Origin of the sequence: Amycolatopsis sp. NPDC101161, from assembly GCF_044768185.1 — a bacterium.
Classification (GTDB): Bacteria; Actinomycetota; Actinomycetes; order Mycobacteriales; family Pseudonocardiaceae; genus Amycolatopsis.
Window position 1 is genome coordinate 306,383 of sequence record NZ_JBIWPI010000008.1, and the last position, 14,599, is coordinate 320,981.

Here is a 14,599-nt window from a genome sequence, read left to right on the forward strand (position 1 = left end):
TCATCCTCCGCTGCGTCGGGAGTGCGTCCGGGACGCCGCCTCCAGGTCGGCGATCCGGTCGAGCAGGTCGGCCACCAGCCCGAGGGCGGCGTAGTTGAGGCAGAAGCCGGTGCGCAGGCGCTGCAGCCGCGCCACGGCGGCGAGCTGGGACGGCGGGAACCAGAGGACGCCGCCGGGGTGCCGGCGGACGAGGGCGTAGGTCATCACCGCCTCCTGGGGTCGTAGGTGGAGGTCGCGGCCAGTTGCTCGAACAGCCGCCGGTCGTCGTCGGTGAGCTCGGGCGGCACGACGATCCGGGCCTCGGCGTAGAGGTCGCCCGGCTTCCCGCGGCGGTTGGGCAGGCCCCGGTCCCGCAGCCGGAGCCGTCGTCCGCTCGACGTCCCGGCCGGCACCTTGATCTTGGCTTCGCCGCCGGGGATGTCGAGCGTGACGGCCGTGCCCAGCGCGGCCTCCCACGGCGTCAGCGGGAGGTCGACGGAGAGGTCGCGGCCGTCGACCCGGTACCGGGGGTGCGGGGCGAGGTGCACGACGAGGTAGAGGTCGCCCGGCGGTGCCCCGTCGCTGCCCTGGCCGCCCTGTCCCGCCAGCCGGATCCGCTGGCCGTCGGCGACGCCGGCCGGGACGTCGACCTGGACCGTGCGCGGGCCACCGGGCCGGGGCAGCGTCAGCGAGTGCCGCCCGCCCCGGTAGGCCTCCTCGACCGTGAGCTCCAGCGCGGCCTCCTGGTCGGCGCCGGGCACCGGTCCCCGGCGCCGCCCGCCGCGGCCGCCGAACAGGCCGCCCAGCAGCTCGTCCAGGTCGATGTCGTCGCCCATGCCGCCGTAGGCGAACCGCACGTCCTGCTCCCCCGACGGCGCGCCCGCGGCCTGGTAGGCCTGGGCCCGGGCCCAGGTCGCCGGGTCCATCCCGTCGGGCACCTGGCGGAAGCCGGCGCCGAACGCGTCGTAGCGCTGCCGCGTTTCCGGGTCCGACAGCACGTCGTAGGCCTCGGAGACGGCCTTGAACCGGTCCTCCGCCGCCGGGTCCTTGTTGACGTCGGGGTGGTACTTCGCGGCCAGCTTCCGGTAGGCGCGCTTGATTTCCGCCGGTTCCGCGGTCCGGGACACCCCGAGCACGGTGTAGAAGTCTTCGGCCATCAGTCCGCCCTCGAGGCCACCATGACGGCGGCCGGACGCAGCTGGTGCTCCCCGCCGCCGTAACCCGACCGCACGACTTCGACGATCGTCCCCGGCGCGAAACCCGCTGCCGGGACCGCGCCGACGGCCTCGTGGGCGGCCGGGTCGAACGGCGTGCCGGCCTCGTCCTCGCGGCGGGGGAAGCCCAGCCGCGCCATGACGTCGTCGGCCTGGTTCCGGACCGCCCGGACGCCGGCGACGATCGTCGCCGGGTCGGCCCGCGCGTGGTCGAGCGCCATGTCGAGGTTGTCGAGCACGGGCAGCCAGGCGGCCGCGACCCGGGCTCGCTCGAGCACGCCGGCCTGCTCGGCGTCCCGTGCCGTGCGCTTGCGGAAGTTGTCGAAGTCCGCCGCCGTGCTCCGCCACCGGTTCTCCAGGTCCGCGACGCGGGCCCGCAGTGCGTCGATCTCGTCCCGCTCGCCGGTTTCGTCCCCGGCGTCCGGCGGGTCGGCTGGATGCGTCGTCATCGCGGTCAGGAGGTCGTGAACTCGGCGTCGATGACGTCGCCGTCGTCACCGGGCCGGCCGGCGTCGGGCTGCGGCCCGGCGTCGCCCCCGGCCGCGGCGAGCCCGTGGTAGAGCTGCTGCAGTTCGCCGGTCAGGGAACGCAACCGGTCGAGGGCGGGCTCCCGGTCGTCCTTCAGCAGGGCCCGCGCGTCACCGATGAGTGCCTCCGCCCGGGCTTTGTCGTGCACCGCCGCTTCGGAGCCGAGCTCGGCCAGCCGCCGTTCCACCTGGTAGGCGGCGGTGTCCAGGGTGTTGCGGGCGTCGACCAGCTCGCGCAGGCGGACGTCTTCGCTCCGGTGCCGTTCCGCGTCCCGCACCATCCGGTCGACCTCGGCGGCGTCGAGGTTGGAGCTCTCACTGATCGTGATGCGCTGCTCGGCGCCGGTTTCCTTGTCCTGGGCGGAAACGTCGAGGATGCCGTTGGCGTCGATGTCGTAGACGACCTCGATCTGGGGCACGCCCCGCGGCGCGGGCCGGATGTTCTCCAGCCGGAAGCGCCCCAGCACGCGGTTGTCGGCGGCCTGCTCCCGCTCGCCCTGCAGGACGACCACGTCGACCGCGGGCTGGTTGTCCTCCGCCGTGCTGAAGGTCTCCTTGCGCCGGGCCGGGATCGTCGTGTTGCGTTCGATGACGCGGGTCATCAGCCCGCCGAGGGTTTCGATGCCCAGCGACAGCGGCGTGACGTCGAGCAGCAGGACGTCCTTGGCCTCGCCCTTGATGATCGCCGCCTGGACTGCCGCGCCGAGCGCGACCACCTCGTCCGGGTTGACGGTCATGTTCGGGTCCTTGCCCCCGGCGAGCCGGCGGACCAGGTTCTGCACGGCGGGGATGCGGGTGGAGCCGCCGACGAGGATGACCTCGTCGATGTCGTGCGGGGTGAGCTTCGCGTCGGCGATGGCCTGGCGCACCGGCGCCTGGCACCGCTCGACGAGGTCGGCGGTGATCCGGTCGAACGTCGAGCGCATGAGCGTCGTGTTCAGGTGCTTCGGGCCGGTCGCGTCGGCGGTGATGAACGGCAGGTTGATCGTGGTCCGGGTGACCGTCGAGAGCTCCTCCTTGGCCTTCGCCGCCGCTTCGAACAGGCGCTGCAGCGCCTGGGGGTCGGCGCGCAGGTCGATCCCGGTCTCCCCGAGGAACTCGCCCGCGAGGTGGTCGACGATGCGGCGGTCGAAGTCGTCGCCGCCCAGGTGGGTGTCGCCCGCGGTGGAGCGGACTTCGACGACCCCGTCACCGATGTCGAGGACGCTGACGTCGAACGTCCCGCCGCCCAGGTCGAAGACCAGCACGGTCTCGCTCTGCTTCTTGTCCAGGCCGTAGGCCAGCGCCGCGGCGGTCGGCTCGTTGATGATCCGCAGGACCTCGAGGCCGGCGATCCGGCCGGCGTCCTTGGTGGCCTGGCGCTGGGCGTCGTTGAAGTACGCGGGGACGGTGATGACCGCTTCGGTCACCTTCTCCCCGAGGTACTTCGAAGCGTCCTCGACGAGCTTGCGCAGCACCAGCGCCGAGACCTCTTCCGGGGCGTACAGCTTGCCGCGGACGTCGAAGCGCACGGCGTCGTCCGGACCGGCGACGACGTCGTAGGCCACCGCGTCCAGTTCGCTCGTGACCTCGTCGTACCTGCGTCCGATGAACCGCTTCGCGGACGAGATCGTGCCCTTCGGGTTGAGGATCGCCTGGCGCCGGGCCAGCTGACCGACGAGCCGCTCGCCGGAGTCGGTGTAGGCGACCACCGACGGCGTCGTGCGCGCGCCGTCGGCGTTGGCGACCACCGTCGGCTGGCCGCCCTCCATCACCGCGATCACCGAATTGGTCGTACCCAGGTCGATGCCCACTGCTTTCGCCATGGCGGTCCCTCCGGACGATTCAGCGAGTTTTCGGAAGAGATCCGATTCGCCGATCGGTCTACTGGACGCCATTGGTGGTGTCAAGGCGGAACGGGCGGCACCGAAACGCGTGCTGGGCCATTGTTGACGGCGACAAAGAACTTTGTGGAGCCCCACAGCCGGCGCACGCAAACCGCGAAACCCCGGCTCCCGATGGGGCCGCGCCACACGAATGTGTGTTTTCATCGACACCGGCCGGGATTCGTGATCGGATGGACCGCACCCCAGGGTGCGACAGCGCGGGAGCAGGCGATGGACGAGCAGGGCAACGCACCGGAGTTCAAGCCGTACCACCACCCGGCCGCGGGGTGGGGCGCGGCGAAGAGCGTCACGGAGTTCCTGGTCCGCGAGGGCGAACTCGTGGACGGGCCGCGCGCGATCATGCGGATGAACCACGAAAACGGCGGGTTCGACTGCCCGGGGTGCGCGTGGCCCGACGACACCAAGGGCCTGCACCTCGACATTTGCGAAAACGGCATCAAACACGTCGCCTGGGAAATGACGCGCAAACGAGTCGGCCGCGAATTCTTCGCCGCGCACACGGTCAGCGAATTGGCGCGGTGGAATGACGCGGACCTCGAAAGGCAGGGCAGGCTCACCGAGCCCATGCGGTACGACGCGGACAGCGACCGCTACGTCCCGATCCCCTGGCCCGACGCCTTCGCCCTCATCGGCCGCACCTTGCGGGAATTGGACGATCCGGGCCGGGCGGCGTTCTACACCTCGGGCCGCCTGGGCAACGAAGCGACGTTCCTGTACCAGTTGATGGCCCGGGAACTGGGCACGAACAACCTCCCCGACTGCTCGAACATGTGCCACGAAGCGAGCGGGCGGGCGTTGCAAGCGGCGTTGGGAACCGGGAAGGGCACCGTCGACCTCAAGGACTGGGAGCTCACCGACGCGCTGTTCATCCTGGGCGTCAACGCCGCGTCCAACGCGCCGCGCATGCTCACCTCGCTGGCGGAGGCCTACCGCCGCGGCGCGCAGATCGTGCACGTCAACCCGCTCGTCGAAGCGGCCGCGACCCGGACGATCATCCCGCACGAGTTCGCGAAGATGGCCACGTTCCGCGCCACCCGCACCGGCACCATGAACCTGCAGCCGCGCATCGGCGGTGACCTGGCCCTGCTCCGGGGCATGGCCAAGGCGATCCTGGAGCTGGCGCGCACCGACCCGAAAGCCCTCGACACGGAGTTCATCGAGCGCCACACCACCGGCTTCGCCGAATACCGCTCCCTCTGCGAAACCACGCCGTGGGCGGACCTCGAGCGCCAGTCGGGCGTCGACGAGGCCGCCATGCGGGCCGCGGCCCGGGTCTACCGCGAGGCCGACCGGAGCATCATCAGCTGGTGCCTGGGCGTCACCCAGCACGAGCACGGCGTCGACACGGTCCGCGAGATCGTCAACCTGTTGCTGCTGCGGGGAAATCTTGGCCGGGAGGGCGCCGGGCCGTCGCCGGTGCGCGGGCACAGCAACGTCCAGGGCAACCGGACCTGCGGCATCGACCACCGCCCTTCGGCGTCCTTCCTGGACCGGCTCGGCGAGGTCTGCGGCATCACCCCGCCCCGGGCCGACGGCCTCGACACCGTCGGCACGATCGAGGCCATGCACCGCGGCGAGGTGACCGTGTTCGTCGGCATGGGCGGCAACTTCGCCCTCGCTGCGCCCGACACCCCTTACACCGCAGCCGGTCTGCGGAAGTGCGAACTGACCGTGCAGGTCAGCACCAAGCTCAACCGCAGCCACCTCGTCCACGGCAGGCAGGCGCTGATCCTGCCCTGCCTCGGCCGGACCGAGAAGGACCACCAGGCCGGCGGGGTGCAGTCGACGTCCGTCGAGGACGCGATGAGCATGGTCCACCTGTCCACCGGGATGAAGGCGCCCGCCTCCCCGCACCTGCTCTCCGAACCGGCGATCATCGCCGGGATGGCCCGCGCCGCCCTGCCGCACAGCACCACGCCGTGGGAAAGCTACGTCGAAGACTACGACCGGATCCGCGACACCATGGCCCGGGTTCTCGACGGCTTCGAGGACTTCAACCGGCGGGTCCGGCTGCCGCTGGGGTTCCGCATCCGCCAGCCGGCCCGCGAACTGGTCTTCGAGACGCCTTCGGGTCGTGCGGAGTTCTCCGCGACCGGTCTGCCCGACGTCGTTCCCGCCGAGGGCACCCTCGCGCTGGGGACGATGCGCTCCCACGACCAGTGGAACACCACGATCTACTCGGACAACGACCGCTACCGCGGGATCAAGAACCTGCGCACGCTGATCTTCATGAACGCCGCCGACATGCGCGACCGCGGCCTCGGCGAGTTCGACGAGGTGGACATCACGAGCACCGCCAAGGACGGCAGCACGCGTTGCCTGCGCCGGTACAAGGTGGTTCCGTACGACATCCCGCGCGGGTGCGCGGCCGGCTACATGCCCGAGATGAACGTCCTGTGCGCCATCGGCGACTACAGCACCCAAAGCGACCAGCCGATCATGAAGCACCTCAAGGTCACGGTGCGAGCCTCGGACGGCTCCTAGCCGTCGCGGCAAGGGCCGCGCACGATGATCGCCGCCGCTATGCCGGCGGACACACCGAGCACCGTGTCGAGCACGCGGTCGGTGAGCAGCGTCATCGGCTCGGCCGGCGCGGCGAACTCGGTCATCACCATGATGAGCGGGGTGAAGAAGCCGAGGGCCAGTCCGTAGTGGCGGGACATGAACAGCTCCGTCGGGAACAGCAACGCGATCACCACCAGCGCGAGCGGCGTCTCGCCGAGGTCCGGCAGGAGCAGCACCGCCGTGACGCCGAGGCCGGCGAGCGTGCCCAGCACCCGGTGCAGGCTGCGGTGCAGGACGCTGCGGATCGCCGGATGGAGCCGGTTTCGTGCGTCGGCGGCCAGGGGCACCGCGGCGGAGGCCATGGCCCAGTTCGCGTGCTCGACGCCCAGCAGCAGACCGAGCGAGCCGGCGGCCGAGATCGCCAGCGCGTAGCGCAGTGCGTGGACCAGGGCACAAGACCGTCGCCGATCTCGAGCGCACAGCCCCGACCCGCAGGCGGTCCGAGGTAAGACCGCGGCCGGGGTTCGCGCCGCCCCGGCGAATCCGATGACGACGCAGAACGCGATCGTCACCACGCAGACCGACAACCCCGCCCAGGGCGCCACCTGCCCGGCCGGGACCATCGCGATCGCGCCGAGCGCGAAAATCCCGAAGAACGGCCCGCGCGGGGTGAGGCCGAGCCGGTTCGTCAGCGGCGCCGCAGCGAACGCGAAACCGGCTTCGGCCGCCACCAGAACCCACGGCCGGGCGTGACAGCCGGACAGCAGAACCCCGGCGGCGACGCCGGTCAGCAGGATCCCGCCCGCCTGCAGTTGGTGCCGGAGGCGGAGCCCGCGCGCTTCGGCCCGTCCGTACATGCCGGTGAACGAACCGAATGCCGCGAAGATGATCAGCTCGGGACGCCCCGCCGACAGCAGCGCCAGCCCCGGGACCAGCAGGCCCACGGCAACGCGGCACGCGTGGAACCAGTCGTTTCCCGCCAGGCGGCCCCCGGCCGGCCGACGCGCCGACGGCCGGGCTACCCGCACGGGAAGGTCTCCGATCGTGGATCAGAAGTCGTTTCGAAACTGCCGACGATTCTGCCAGAGGGAATACCTTTGCGTCCGAACAGAAGATTGTCGGATGTGCCAATCTTCGTTGTGTTTCGACAGCCGGGCGCGCACTACGCGTCGGACGCCGGGACTTGGTCCGGCGACCCGGCGAGGCGGCGGTGGAGGTCGAGGACCGCCTTGGCCCTGGCGAACTCCGCCGGGGTGAACGGCAGCAGCGCCCGGGTCACCACCAGGCCACCGCCGGGGCCGGCCAGCCGCAGCTTCGTTCCGTCGATGCCTTCAGCGGCCCCCTTTCCGCGGCGCCCCGCGGGCTTCGGCGCGATTTCGCAATCGCCCAGTACCGCCAGCAGCAGCTGGTCCAGATCCGGTTCCGGCGCGGCCGCCATCGTCAGCACGCGGGTCGGCAGGTCGACGAACTCGTGCACGTCCGCGGGTACGACGTGCACGTCCCGGCCGCCGCCGAGCTCGGTGACCGTGGCGATGTCCGCCGCGGTCGCGCCGGCCGGCGCGCGGACGAGGAACTCGTCCACCACGCCGTCCGGTACCGCCAGCACCTGCAGCGAGACGATGTCGTAGCGGTGCGCCGCCAGTGCGGCTGTCACCCCCGCCAAGCTTCCCGGCACGTCACGCACGGTGGCGCGCACCCGCCACGCCACCCCGGTCCGCGGCGGGTGTTCGCCCGTGGTGCCGCGCGCCGGGGCCGGTAGCGGGCGGTGCGTCCACCACCGGCGCCACGCGGCGGTGGCGATCAGGAGCCCGCCCAGCGCGAACAGCACGACCGGCCCCACGCGGTTGTGCGACAACGTGCTGACGAACAGATCGGCGACCCCGGTCGCGATGAACAGGGCCGCGAGCTCGACCAGCTCACGGCTCATCGAGGTCCTCGCTCGCCTGACGGTCTTCGGCTGTGCCTCGGCTTCGGTCATGCGGCCAGCATCCGCGTCCTCTCTTACCCCGCACGCGCCGAGCTGTCACGATCCAGTTAACCCGAAGGGCGCACCGGGCCCGCCCGGGCAAACCAGCTGTTACCCGGCCGAGGTCGCCGGCGATTCGCACGCTCGTCACTGAAATCGCGGATCCGTTCATCACCCGGCACACAGTTCCCCGCCCGCGTTCCCCGTTCCTCCGCTCCGGCCGATCGCGAATACGTAATTCTTCCGACGCGCGGCAGCCCGGCCGATCGCTATACCTGGGCCTCCCGTGGTCGACGGGCAGGATTGCCGAGAGGACGTTCGCAATGTCGCGGAAAGCACGATGGAAGTCATGGGTTGCCGGCGCGCTGGGCGCTGTTCTGCTCGGTACTTCGGGCGCAACCGGCGCGAGCGCGGCGGCGGCGTCGCCGGACCTCGCCGGCGACAACCCGTTCGCGCGGGGACCGGCCCCCACCCAAGCCTCCGTCGAAGCGGAGCACGGCCCCTTCGCGGTCGACACCGAAAAGGTCGGCGCCGGCGCGGGCTTCGGTGGCGGAACGATCTACTTCCCGACCGACACCAGCCAGGGCACGTTCGGCGCCGTCGCGGTCGCGCCGGGTTTCCTCGAAACCGAAGCCGCGATCGCCTGGTACGGCCCACGACTCGCCTCGCAGGGTTTCGTCGTCATCACGATCGGCACGAACAGCGTGTGGGACTACCCGGACGCCCGCTCGGAAGAGCTGCTCGCGGCGCTGCGCTACGTCACCGATTCGAGTCAGGCCAAGGGGCGCGTGGACCGCAACCGGCTGGCCGTGATGGGGCACTCGATGGGCGGCGGCGGGACGCTGATCGCCGCGCGGAAGGCGCCCACGCTGAAGGCGGCGATCCCGCTCGCCGGCTGGAGCCCGAACACGACGTTTTCCGACGTCCAGGTGCCGACTTTCGTCGTGAGCGCCCAGAACGACCTGATCGCCCCGGACGGGGTGTTCTCGCGCCCGTTCTACCGGAGCTTGCCGTCCACTTTGGACAAGGCGTACCTGCTGCTCGCCGGCGCCGGGCACCTGGCGCCGACCAAGCCGAACACGACGATCGCGGAGTACAGCATCTCCTGGCTGAAGCGCTTCGTCGACGAGGACACCCGGTACGAGCGGTTCCTCTGCCCGCTGCCCACGGGTGACCCGGCGATCGCCACGTACCAGGGCACCTGTCCGCTGAGCTGATCACCACCGCGCCGTCATCGCCCGGCCACGAGGTGCAGCAGGTCGTGGGCCGCGGACAGGCTGTCCGGCAGGTGGTACCAGCAGACCTTCGGCGGAGCGGCGGTGACCAGCTGCGGATCGCCGCGGAGCCGATCGGTGATCCGGCATCGCAGGTTCCTGACGCGGTGCTCCATCCCGGTACCGCGCTCGGCGAGGACGACCGCCGTCGACCGGCCGAGCGCGGCGGCGGTCTCCCCGCTGTCGAAGACCCGGCGCAGGACGTCGGCGACGAGGACCATCGCCAAGGGGCTCGACCAACTGTCCACTCGGGACAGATCGACACCGATCACCACCAGCACCGGCCGGTCCGCCGCGGTGCGCCCGGTCCGTGAGACGCGCCGGTACACCTCGCCCAACCGCACTCGCAGGTACCCTTCGGTCGCCAAGCCGCTGAACGACTCGGTCGCCGCGCCGCCGGGGGCCTCGCCGGCGAGCTCGGCCCACCCCAGCGCGGCGGCGCGAAGCATGGCGAACGGCGCGGCGTCGGGGTGGGCGGAGATCAGCCCGTCGGGGTCCGAGTCGCGGTCCAGCACCGCGTGCAACGCGGCGACGTCGTACAACGTCTCGTCCAGCCCGGCGCCGGTCCACGCTCGCGACCGGCCCAGCCCGCTCAACGCGCCGGCCACGTCCCCCTCGGACAGCACGGCTCTGCACACCACGTCCACTTGGGGCACAGCCCAGTCGGCCGGGAACCGCCACCCGCTGGCGATGCTCGCGATCCGCCACCGGCCGCGGAGGTCCCGCACCACATCCCGATCGGTCACCGCTCACCCCCGTTGGTCGAATATTCGACGGACGCGGTCGCCGGCGGTGACGCAAGGAGGGCGATAGATCCTTCGGATGAGCTAACCCTCAGGGGCGTTCCGGTCGGCGGGTGACGCAGCGGCAGCGCAGCTCGCGGCGTCGCTCTCCATGTCCGTCCAGGACAGGCCGACCTCGGCGATCAGCATGTCGAAGATGGGGGTCGCCGGACCACGCTGGGTCGTGTCCACTTTGTCCATCAGCGGTCAGCGCCGATGAAGACATCGAGGGCGGACAACCCCTCGCGAGCTGATCCCGGAACGGCCTGCCGGCACGACGCGCACGCGGTCACGTGCGCCGCGACCGTCGCGGCGCAGGCGTGGTACCGACCTCTTCGCAACCAGATTTCCAGCTGGCGCAAAGCTTCCTGGCACGCCTGAGGCCTGGGCGCGGGGACCTGCTCGGCTTGCCGGTAGGCCAGCCGCAGCCCCGCGCGGGCGCGGCTGGCCAGCGCGGCGACGCCGTTCGGTGAGATCCCCATGACCGACGCCAGGTCGGCCGGGGTGTGGCCTTCGGCGACGATGTTCCACAGCACGGTCCGCCAGCGCACCGGCAGGGTGTGGAAAGCGGACCTGACCAGCTCGTCGGTCGAGCGCCGGAGCACCAGCTCCTCGGGGCCTTCCGCGACGTCGGTGCCCGGCACCACCGCGTGGGGCTCGACGCGCTCCCGGTGACGGTTCCAGCGGACGGCGAGGTTCCGCATCGTCACGACCAGATACGGGCGGAGGTCCTCCCGCGGCCCACCGCCGGCGCGGACCACGGCGAGTGCGCACGTGAACGCCTCGGCCACCAGGTCGTCCCGCTCCGCGGGCTGCCTGGCCCAGCGCGCGGCGATCCGGCGCAGGGGCTCGGCGTGGCGGCGGAAGAGCTGTTCGCCCGCGGCGAGGTTCCCCGCGCGCAGGTCGGCGAGCAGCCTCCGATCCGGCAGGCGGTCATCGTCCGTGGGTTCGTCCATCGCAAACTCCGATTCAGCCGCTTCTTGACTTCGTGCAGCGACGCCTCGATCAGGGAGCCGTTCGCGCCGCATGCACTCTCGGTAATTCGATGGTGCACAAAGTAACAGTTACACATGTGTAGCCCTTACCGGCCACCCGGTACGCTGCGTGAAGTGACGTCACCCAGACCCGGCGACGGCCGCGCGGCGCGGTGGGCCGGGCAGCGCGAGCGTCGGCGCAGTGAGTTCGTCGACGCCGCTCTGCGAGCGATCGCCGAACACGGTCCGCTCGTGTCGGCCGCCCACATCGCCGACACCGCCGGCGTCGCGCGCCCGCAGCTGTACCGGCAGTTCGACGACGCGGCCGACCTGACGCGAGCCATCGCCGACCGGGCCACCGAGCAGATCATCGTGTCGCTCCGGCCGGTGTGGGAGCCCCGGGGCAGCGCCATGCAGATGATCTCCGCCGCGGTCGACGCCCACACCGGCTGGCTCGCCGAACACGGCAACCTGTACCGCTACCTGACCTTGCACTCCCAGATCGGCCGTCGCGAGGGCGCGATCGCCGACGTCAAAACGGTGATCGCGCGCCGGCTGACCCAGGTGTTCGAGTACTACCTGACGACGTTCCGGCTCGACACCCGCATCGCGCCCGTCCTCTCCTTCGGTGTCGTCGGTCTCGTCGACTCCTGCGCCGCGCAATGGCTCGAGGCGCCGCACGCGCTCACGAAGGCGCGACTCGCGGGCATGCTCACCCGCTGGGTCTGGCACCTCCTCGACGACACGCTTCGCGCCGCCGGAATCGAAGTCGACCCGGATCTGCCGCTGCCGCCGGGCGGCCCGGTTCATCAGTGACGGGAAGCGCTGACCGCCAGACCGGTCGCGCCGACCGGGATCCGGGCAATTGTCCTACACATGAAATTAAAGACTCCTTTTATGTCTCTGCGAGCCGGATGACGCCTGGGATATGAACACGGTCCCGCAGAATCGGCAACCACACCCCGGGTGCTCGCGCGCACATTTTCGTCATCCACCAGCCGGTTGCAGCACCGCAGATCCACCCGCGTGAGGGAGCGGAAGCGCTTGGCCGGGGCGAAAACCGCGACAGCGTAACGTCCACCGCGCCCAGAACCTACCGCCGGCGCCGCTCTTCACCCAGCCACCCGGATCAAGTTGCGGGCCGGTGCCGAACAGCTTTGATGAAACCCGTCAGCCGCACTCCGCTCACTTATCCGGGAGACGCATCAATGGGCATCGACTTCGACAGCCTGAAGAACATCGCGAACGATGACGTCGTCGACCGCGCCGCCGAGTTCACGACGTCGCGTTTCGGCGAACACGCCGACGAGATCGCCGCGGTCGCCGGCCGGGCAAAGGATTTCCTCGCCGGTGAGTCGTGCGGTGAACCCGCCTCGAACGAAGGCGGCGGCGTCACCCACACCGTCCCGGTCAAGAACTTCTTCTTCGACGACCGATCGCTCGACGACTGACACCGGACCATGCCTGCCATACCGCACACGTGCGGTAGCCCCGGCTACCCCCCGCCCGGGGGGTTCCGGCGCGTCGAAGTCGTAACCGGCTGTCCCAGCATGTCACCCTGAGTCACATGTCTCCCGATCCCCGCGCTCGCGACTCGAACGCAGGACCCTTCAGCGAATTCCACCGGACCCTCGACGAACTGACCCAGCAAGTCATCGCCGCCCGCCGCCTCGGCCGCAACGCGAACGACGCCGCCCTCGACCTGTTGCAGGTGCTGCACCGCGAAGACGGGAACTGGGCGGTAGTACACCTCGCGTTCGCCATCACCGCCTTGGCGCACCTCCGCACCGTCACCGAAGCAGCAACAACCGCATCCGAGTAGTTTCCGGACACGACTTCCCAAGCCGCCGAGAAGTCAGTTGCCGGGTCCGGCGTTCAGCGGAAAGACGGCGAGGCCGTCTTCGATCAGGCGGGCGGCGCGGCGGACCTCGCCGGCGACCGCTTCGACCGCCTCCGCGAGGGGGCGGCCGGGGCGCAGCTGGGCCCGCAACGCGCGGAACTGGACCCGCCACAGTCCCAGCAGCGCGGCCGCGGCGATCTGGGGTTCGGGGTCGTCGGACGCGAACCCGGCCCGGGCGGCCAGCGCTTCTGCGGCGACGTCGACGAACCGGTCGGTGACGTCGTTCTGGTAGGCCCGCAGAGACGGGTTCTCGCGGATGAGCTCCCCGAACTTCCGGTAGCCGGCCAGCGCCGCGTCCGCGTCCGCGGCTTCCGCCAAGGCCGTGACCAGATCACGCACCTCTTGGTCGAGGATCTTCACCATCGCGGCCACGGGCGGCAGCGCGGGATCCGCCAGCCGGGTCCGGAGCGCTTCGGCCATCGGCTCGAGCCGGTCCAGGACCAGCGCCTCCTTGCTCGGGAAGTAGTTGAAGACCGTCTTCTCCGAGACCCCGCAGGCCTCCGCCACGTCGGCCACGCGGACCGCGTCGAAGCCGCGCTCGAGGAACATCCGCGCGGCGGTGTCGGACAGCTGCCGCCGCATCGCGCGCTTCTTCCGCTCGCGCAACCCTTCCCCGTCAGCTCGCCCGAGCGCCGATCCCCGCATGCCAGGAGACTACTACAGCCACACGAAAAGTTCTGCTACTGTATTTTTATAGTCACTGAACCAACCCGGGAAGGACCGGCCATGGCCGAAATCGAGATCACGCGCGACTACCCCCACTCACCCCTGAAGGTCTGGCGGGCGATGACCGACCCGGACCTGATCCCCTACTGGACGTCGACCGGACAGGGCGCTCGCGCGGTCGGCTTCGAACCCGTGGTCGGCAACCGGTTCCGGTTCGTCGCCAAGCCGATGCCCGGCTGGCGCGGGATCGTCGACTGCGAGGTCCTGGAAGTCCGGGAACGCGAGTTCCTGCACTACACCTGGGTCGGCGCGGAAGGGGAGACCCCCAGTCACGTCCGCTACCAGCTGGAGCCGACGCCCGGGGGCACCCGGTTCACCTACCACCACACCGGGTTCACCGGCGTCGGCGGCTTCGCCATGGCCAAGCTGCTCGGCTCGGTCCGCAAGAAGATGCTCACGGTCGGCGTGCCCGCGCTCCTCGCCGAACTGGACGAGACCGGTGCGCTGCGCCCGGGAAGCACGGTGCGGCCGGGGGACGATCGGTGAACGTCTTCGCTCAGGGATTCGCCGTCGCCGCGGCGCTCATGCACCTGTGGATCTTCGGGCAGGAAAGCGTTTTCTTCCGCCGCACCGCGGTGCACGGCATGTTCGACGTACGCGCCGCGGACGTCGAGGCGGTCCGCCCCTGGGCGTTCCACCAGGGCTGCTACAACGCCTTCCTGGCGCTCCAGGCGCTGACCGGCGTGGTCGTCGTGCACCTGAGCGGCGGAACCGCCGGTGGCCGGGCCCTCGTCCTGGCCGCCGGTGCGTCGATGCTGGCCGCGAGCGTGGCCCTGTTCGCCTTCGACCCGCGCCGGTCCCGGGTGCGGGGCCTGGTCGGCCAGGGTGTTCCCGCACTGGCCACCCTCGTCGCGACGCTGGTCTGA

The 14,599-nt window shown here is 70.9% G+C and carries 17 protein-coding genes; 7 read left to right on the plus strand and 10 right to left on the minus strand.

Features of this window, described 5'->3' with window-relative positions; translation table 11 throughout:
* From ACIRSS_RS47990 to dnaK, 4 genes are read right to left on the minus strand one after another with little or no spacing between them, the layout of a single operon-like run.
* Nucleotides 1-204, minus strand: coding sequence for a hypothetical protein (locus tag ACIRSS_RS47990; protein WP_400908521.1), 204 nt, complete (start codon nucleotides 202-204; stop codon nucleotides 1-3).
* Entirely contained in the window at nucleotides 204-1,136 is a 933-nt protein-coding gene (locus ACIRSS_RS47995; RefSeq protein WP_400908523.1) for a DnaJ C-terminal domain-containing protein, read from the minus strand. Before ACIRSS_RS47995 ends, ACIRSS_RS47990 begins: the two co-directional genes overlap by 1 nt.
* Nucleotides 1,136-1,642, minus strand: coding sequence for a nucleotide exchange factor GrpE (locus ACIRSS_RS48000; RefSeq protein ID WP_400908526.1), 507 nt, complete (start codon nucleotides 1,640-1,642; stop codon nucleotides 1,136-1,138). Before ACIRSS_RS48000 ends, ACIRSS_RS47995 begins: the two co-directional genes overlap by 1 nt.
* A 5-nt stretch (nucleotides 1,643-1,647) precedes the next feature.
* A complete protein-coding gene (gene dnaK, locus ACIRSS_RS48005) occupies nucleotides 1,648-3,525 on the minus strand; it encodes a molecular chaperone DnaK (protein ID WP_400908529.1) in 1,878 nt (625 codons plus the stop codon).
* 291 nt (nucleotides 3,526-3,816) lie between these two features.
* Here dnaK and ACIRSS_RS48010 point away from each other — a divergent pair, with 291 nt between their 5' ends.
* Nucleotides 3,817-6,090 (plus strand): FdhF/YdeP family oxidoreductase, encoded by a 2,274-nt coding sequence (locus tag ACIRSS_RS48010; protein ID WP_400908532.1) that lies wholly within the window; start codon nucleotides 3,817-3,819, stop codon nucleotides 6,088-6,090.
* Here ACIRSS_RS48010 and ACIRSS_RS48015 read toward each other — a convergent pair.
* Both ACIRSS_RS48015 and ACIRSS_RS48020 read right to left on the minus strand, forming a co-directional pair.
* The gene (locus ACIRSS_RS48015; RefSeq protein ID WP_400908535.1) at nucleotides 6,087-7,055 is read right to left on the minus strand and encodes an FUSC family protein; all 969 of its coding nucleotides are present in this window, start codon (nucleotides 7,053-7,055) and stop codon (nucleotides 6,087-6,089) included. The genes ACIRSS_RS48010 and ACIRSS_RS48015 overlap by 4 nt on opposite strands.
* A 218-nt stretch (nucleotides 7,056-7,273) precedes the next feature.
* Nucleotides 7,274-8,089 (minus strand): hypothetical protein, encoded by an 816-nt coding sequence (locus tag ACIRSS_RS48020; RefSeq protein ID WP_400908537.1) that lies wholly within the window; start codon nucleotides 8,087-8,089, stop codon nucleotides 7,274-7,276.
* Nucleotides 8,090-8,400: 311 nt separating this feature from the next.
* On the opposite strand from ACIRSS_RS48020, the gene ACIRSS_RS48025 reads away from it, so the two are divergent.
* Nucleotides 8,401-9,294: a dienelactone hydrolase family protein gene (locus tag ACIRSS_RS48025; protein ID WP_400908540.1), complete on the plus strand. Its 894-nt coding sequence runs from the start codon at nucleotides 8,401-8,403 to the stop codon at nucleotides 9,292-9,294.
* A gap of 14 nt (nucleotides 9,295-9,308) precedes the next feature.
* Here the strand turns inward: ACIRSS_RS48025 and ACIRSS_RS48030 are convergent, their stop codons facing one another.
* The 3 genes from ACIRSS_RS48030 to ACIRSS_RS48040 form a co-directional block, all read right to left on the minus strand.
* Nucleotides 9,309-10,097, minus strand: coding sequence for a GGDEF domain-containing protein (locus tag ACIRSS_RS48030; RefSeq protein ID WP_400908543.1), 789 nt, complete (start codon nucleotides 10,095-10,097; stop codon nucleotides 9,309-9,311).
* Between the two features lie 81 nt (nucleotides 10,098-10,178).
* A complete protein-coding gene (locus ACIRSS_RS48035; RefSeq protein ID WP_400908546.1) occupies nucleotides 10,179-10,334 on the minus strand; it encodes a hypothetical protein in 156 nt (51 codons plus the stop codon).
* Nucleotides 10,334-11,089, minus strand: coding sequence for an RNA polymerase sigma factor (locus tag ACIRSS_RS48040; RefSeq protein ID WP_400908549.1), 756 nt, complete (start codon nucleotides 11,087-11,089; stop codon nucleotides 10,334-10,336). The genes ACIRSS_RS48035 and ACIRSS_RS48040 overlap by 1 nt, the downstream gene beginning before the upstream one ends.
* A 153-nt stretch (nucleotides 11,090-11,242) precedes the next feature.
* Here ACIRSS_RS48040 and ACIRSS_RS48045 point away from each other — a divergent pair, with 153 nt between their 5' ends.
* The 3 genes from ACIRSS_RS48045 (at nucleotide 11,243) to ACIRSS_RS48055 (ending at nucleotide 12,929) form a co-directional block, all read left to right on the plus strand.
* Complete coding sequence (locus tag ACIRSS_RS48045; RefSeq protein ID WP_400908552.1) at nucleotides 11,243-11,923, plus strand: TetR/AcrR family transcriptional regulator; 681 nt, start codon at nucleotides 11,243-11,245, stop codon at nucleotides 11,921-11,923.
* A 392-nt stretch (nucleotides 11,924-12,315) separates the two neighbouring features.
* Nucleotides 12,316-12,558, plus strand: coding sequence for an antitoxin (locus tag ACIRSS_RS48050; RefSeq protein ID WP_400908554.1), 243 nt, complete (start codon nucleotides 12,316-12,318; stop codon nucleotides 12,556-12,558).
* Nucleotides 12,559-12,674: 116 nt separating this feature from the next.
* Complete coding sequence (locus ACIRSS_RS48055; protein ID WP_400908557.1) at nucleotides 12,675-12,929, plus strand: hypothetical protein; 255 nt, start codon at nucleotides 12,675-12,677, stop codon at nucleotides 12,927-12,929.
* A 33-nt stretch (nucleotides 12,930-12,962) separates the two neighbouring features.
* Here ACIRSS_RS48055 and ACIRSS_RS48060 read toward each other — a convergent pair whose 3' ends face one another.
* Entirely contained in the window at nucleotides 12,963-13,652 is a 690-nt protein-coding gene (locus ACIRSS_RS48060; protein WP_400908560.1) for a TetR/AcrR family transcriptional regulator, read from the minus strand.
* 81 nt (nucleotides 13,653-13,733) lie between these two features.
* On the opposite strand from ACIRSS_RS48060, the gene ACIRSS_RS48065 reads away from it, so the two are divergent.
* Both ACIRSS_RS48065 and ACIRSS_RS48070 read left to right on the plus strand, forming a co-directional pair.
* A complete protein-coding gene (locus tag ACIRSS_RS48065) occupies nucleotides 13,734-14,219 on the plus strand; it encodes an SRPBCC domain-containing protein (protein ID WP_400908562.1) in 486 nt (161 codons plus the stop codon).
* A complete protein-coding gene (locus ACIRSS_RS48070) occupies nucleotides 14,216-14,599 on the plus strand; it encodes a DUF1304 domain-containing protein (protein ID WP_400908565.1) in 384 nt (127 codons plus the stop codon). The genes ACIRSS_RS48065 and ACIRSS_RS48070 overlap by 4 nt, the downstream gene beginning before the upstream one ends.

What these genes read in the sequence shown, in the direction of transcription:
- ACIRSS_RS47990 (WP_400908521.1), bottom strand. Translation starts at nt 204, where the DNA reads ATGACCTACGCCCTCGTCCGCCGGCACCCCGGCGGCGTCCTCTGGTTC.
- ACIRSS_RS47995 (WP_400908523.1), bottom strand. Translation starts at nt 1,136, where the DNA reads ATGGCCGAAGACTTCTACACCGTGCTCGGGGTGTCCCGGACCGCGGAA.
- ACIRSS_RS48000 (WP_400908526.1), bottom strand. Translation starts at nt 1,642, where the DNA reads ATGACGACGCATCCAGCCGACCCGCCGGACGCCGGGGACGAAACCGGC.
- dnaK (WP_400908529.1), bottom strand. Translation starts at nt 3,525, where the DNA reads ATGGCGAAAGCAGTGGGCATCGACCTGGGTACGACCAATTCGGTGATC.
- ACIRSS_RS48010 (WP_400908532.1), top strand. Translation starts at nt 3,817, where the DNA reads ATGGACGAGCAGGGCAACGCACCGGAGTTCAAGCCGTACCACCACCCG.
- ACIRSS_RS48020 (WP_400908537.1), bottom strand. Translation starts at nt 8,089, where the DNA reads ATGACCGAAGCCGAGGCACAGCCGAAGACCGTCAGGCGAGCGAGGACC.
- ACIRSS_RS48025 (WP_400908540.1), top strand. Translation starts at nt 8,401, where the DNA reads ATGTCGCGGAAAGCACGATGGAAGTCATGGGTTGCCGGCGCGCTGGGC.
- ACIRSS_RS48035 (WP_400908546.1), bottom strand. Translation starts at nt 10,334, where the DNA reads ATGGACAAAGTGGACACGACCCAGCGTGGTCCGGCGACCCCCATCTTC.
- ACIRSS_RS48040 (WP_400908549.1), bottom strand. Translation starts at nt 11,089, where the DNA reads ATGGACGAACCCACGGACGATGACCGCCTGCCGGATCGGAGGCTGCTC.
- ACIRSS_RS48050 (WP_400908554.1), top strand. Translation starts at nt 12,316, where the DNA reads ATGGGCATCGACTTCGACAGCCTGAAGAACATCGCGAACGATGACGTC.
- ACIRSS_RS48055 (WP_400908557.1), top strand. Translation starts at nt 12,675, where the DNA reads ATGTCTCCCGATCCCCGCGCTCGCGACTCGAACGCAGGACCCTTCAGC.
- ACIRSS_RS48060 (WP_400908560.1), bottom strand. Translation starts at nt 13,652, where the DNA reads ATGCGGGGATCGGCGCTCGGGCGAGCTGACGGGGAAGGGTTGCGCGAG.
- ACIRSS_RS48065 (WP_400908562.1), top strand. Translation starts at nt 13,734, where the DNA reads ATGGCCGAAATCGAGATCACGCGCGACTACCCCCACTCACCCCTGAAG.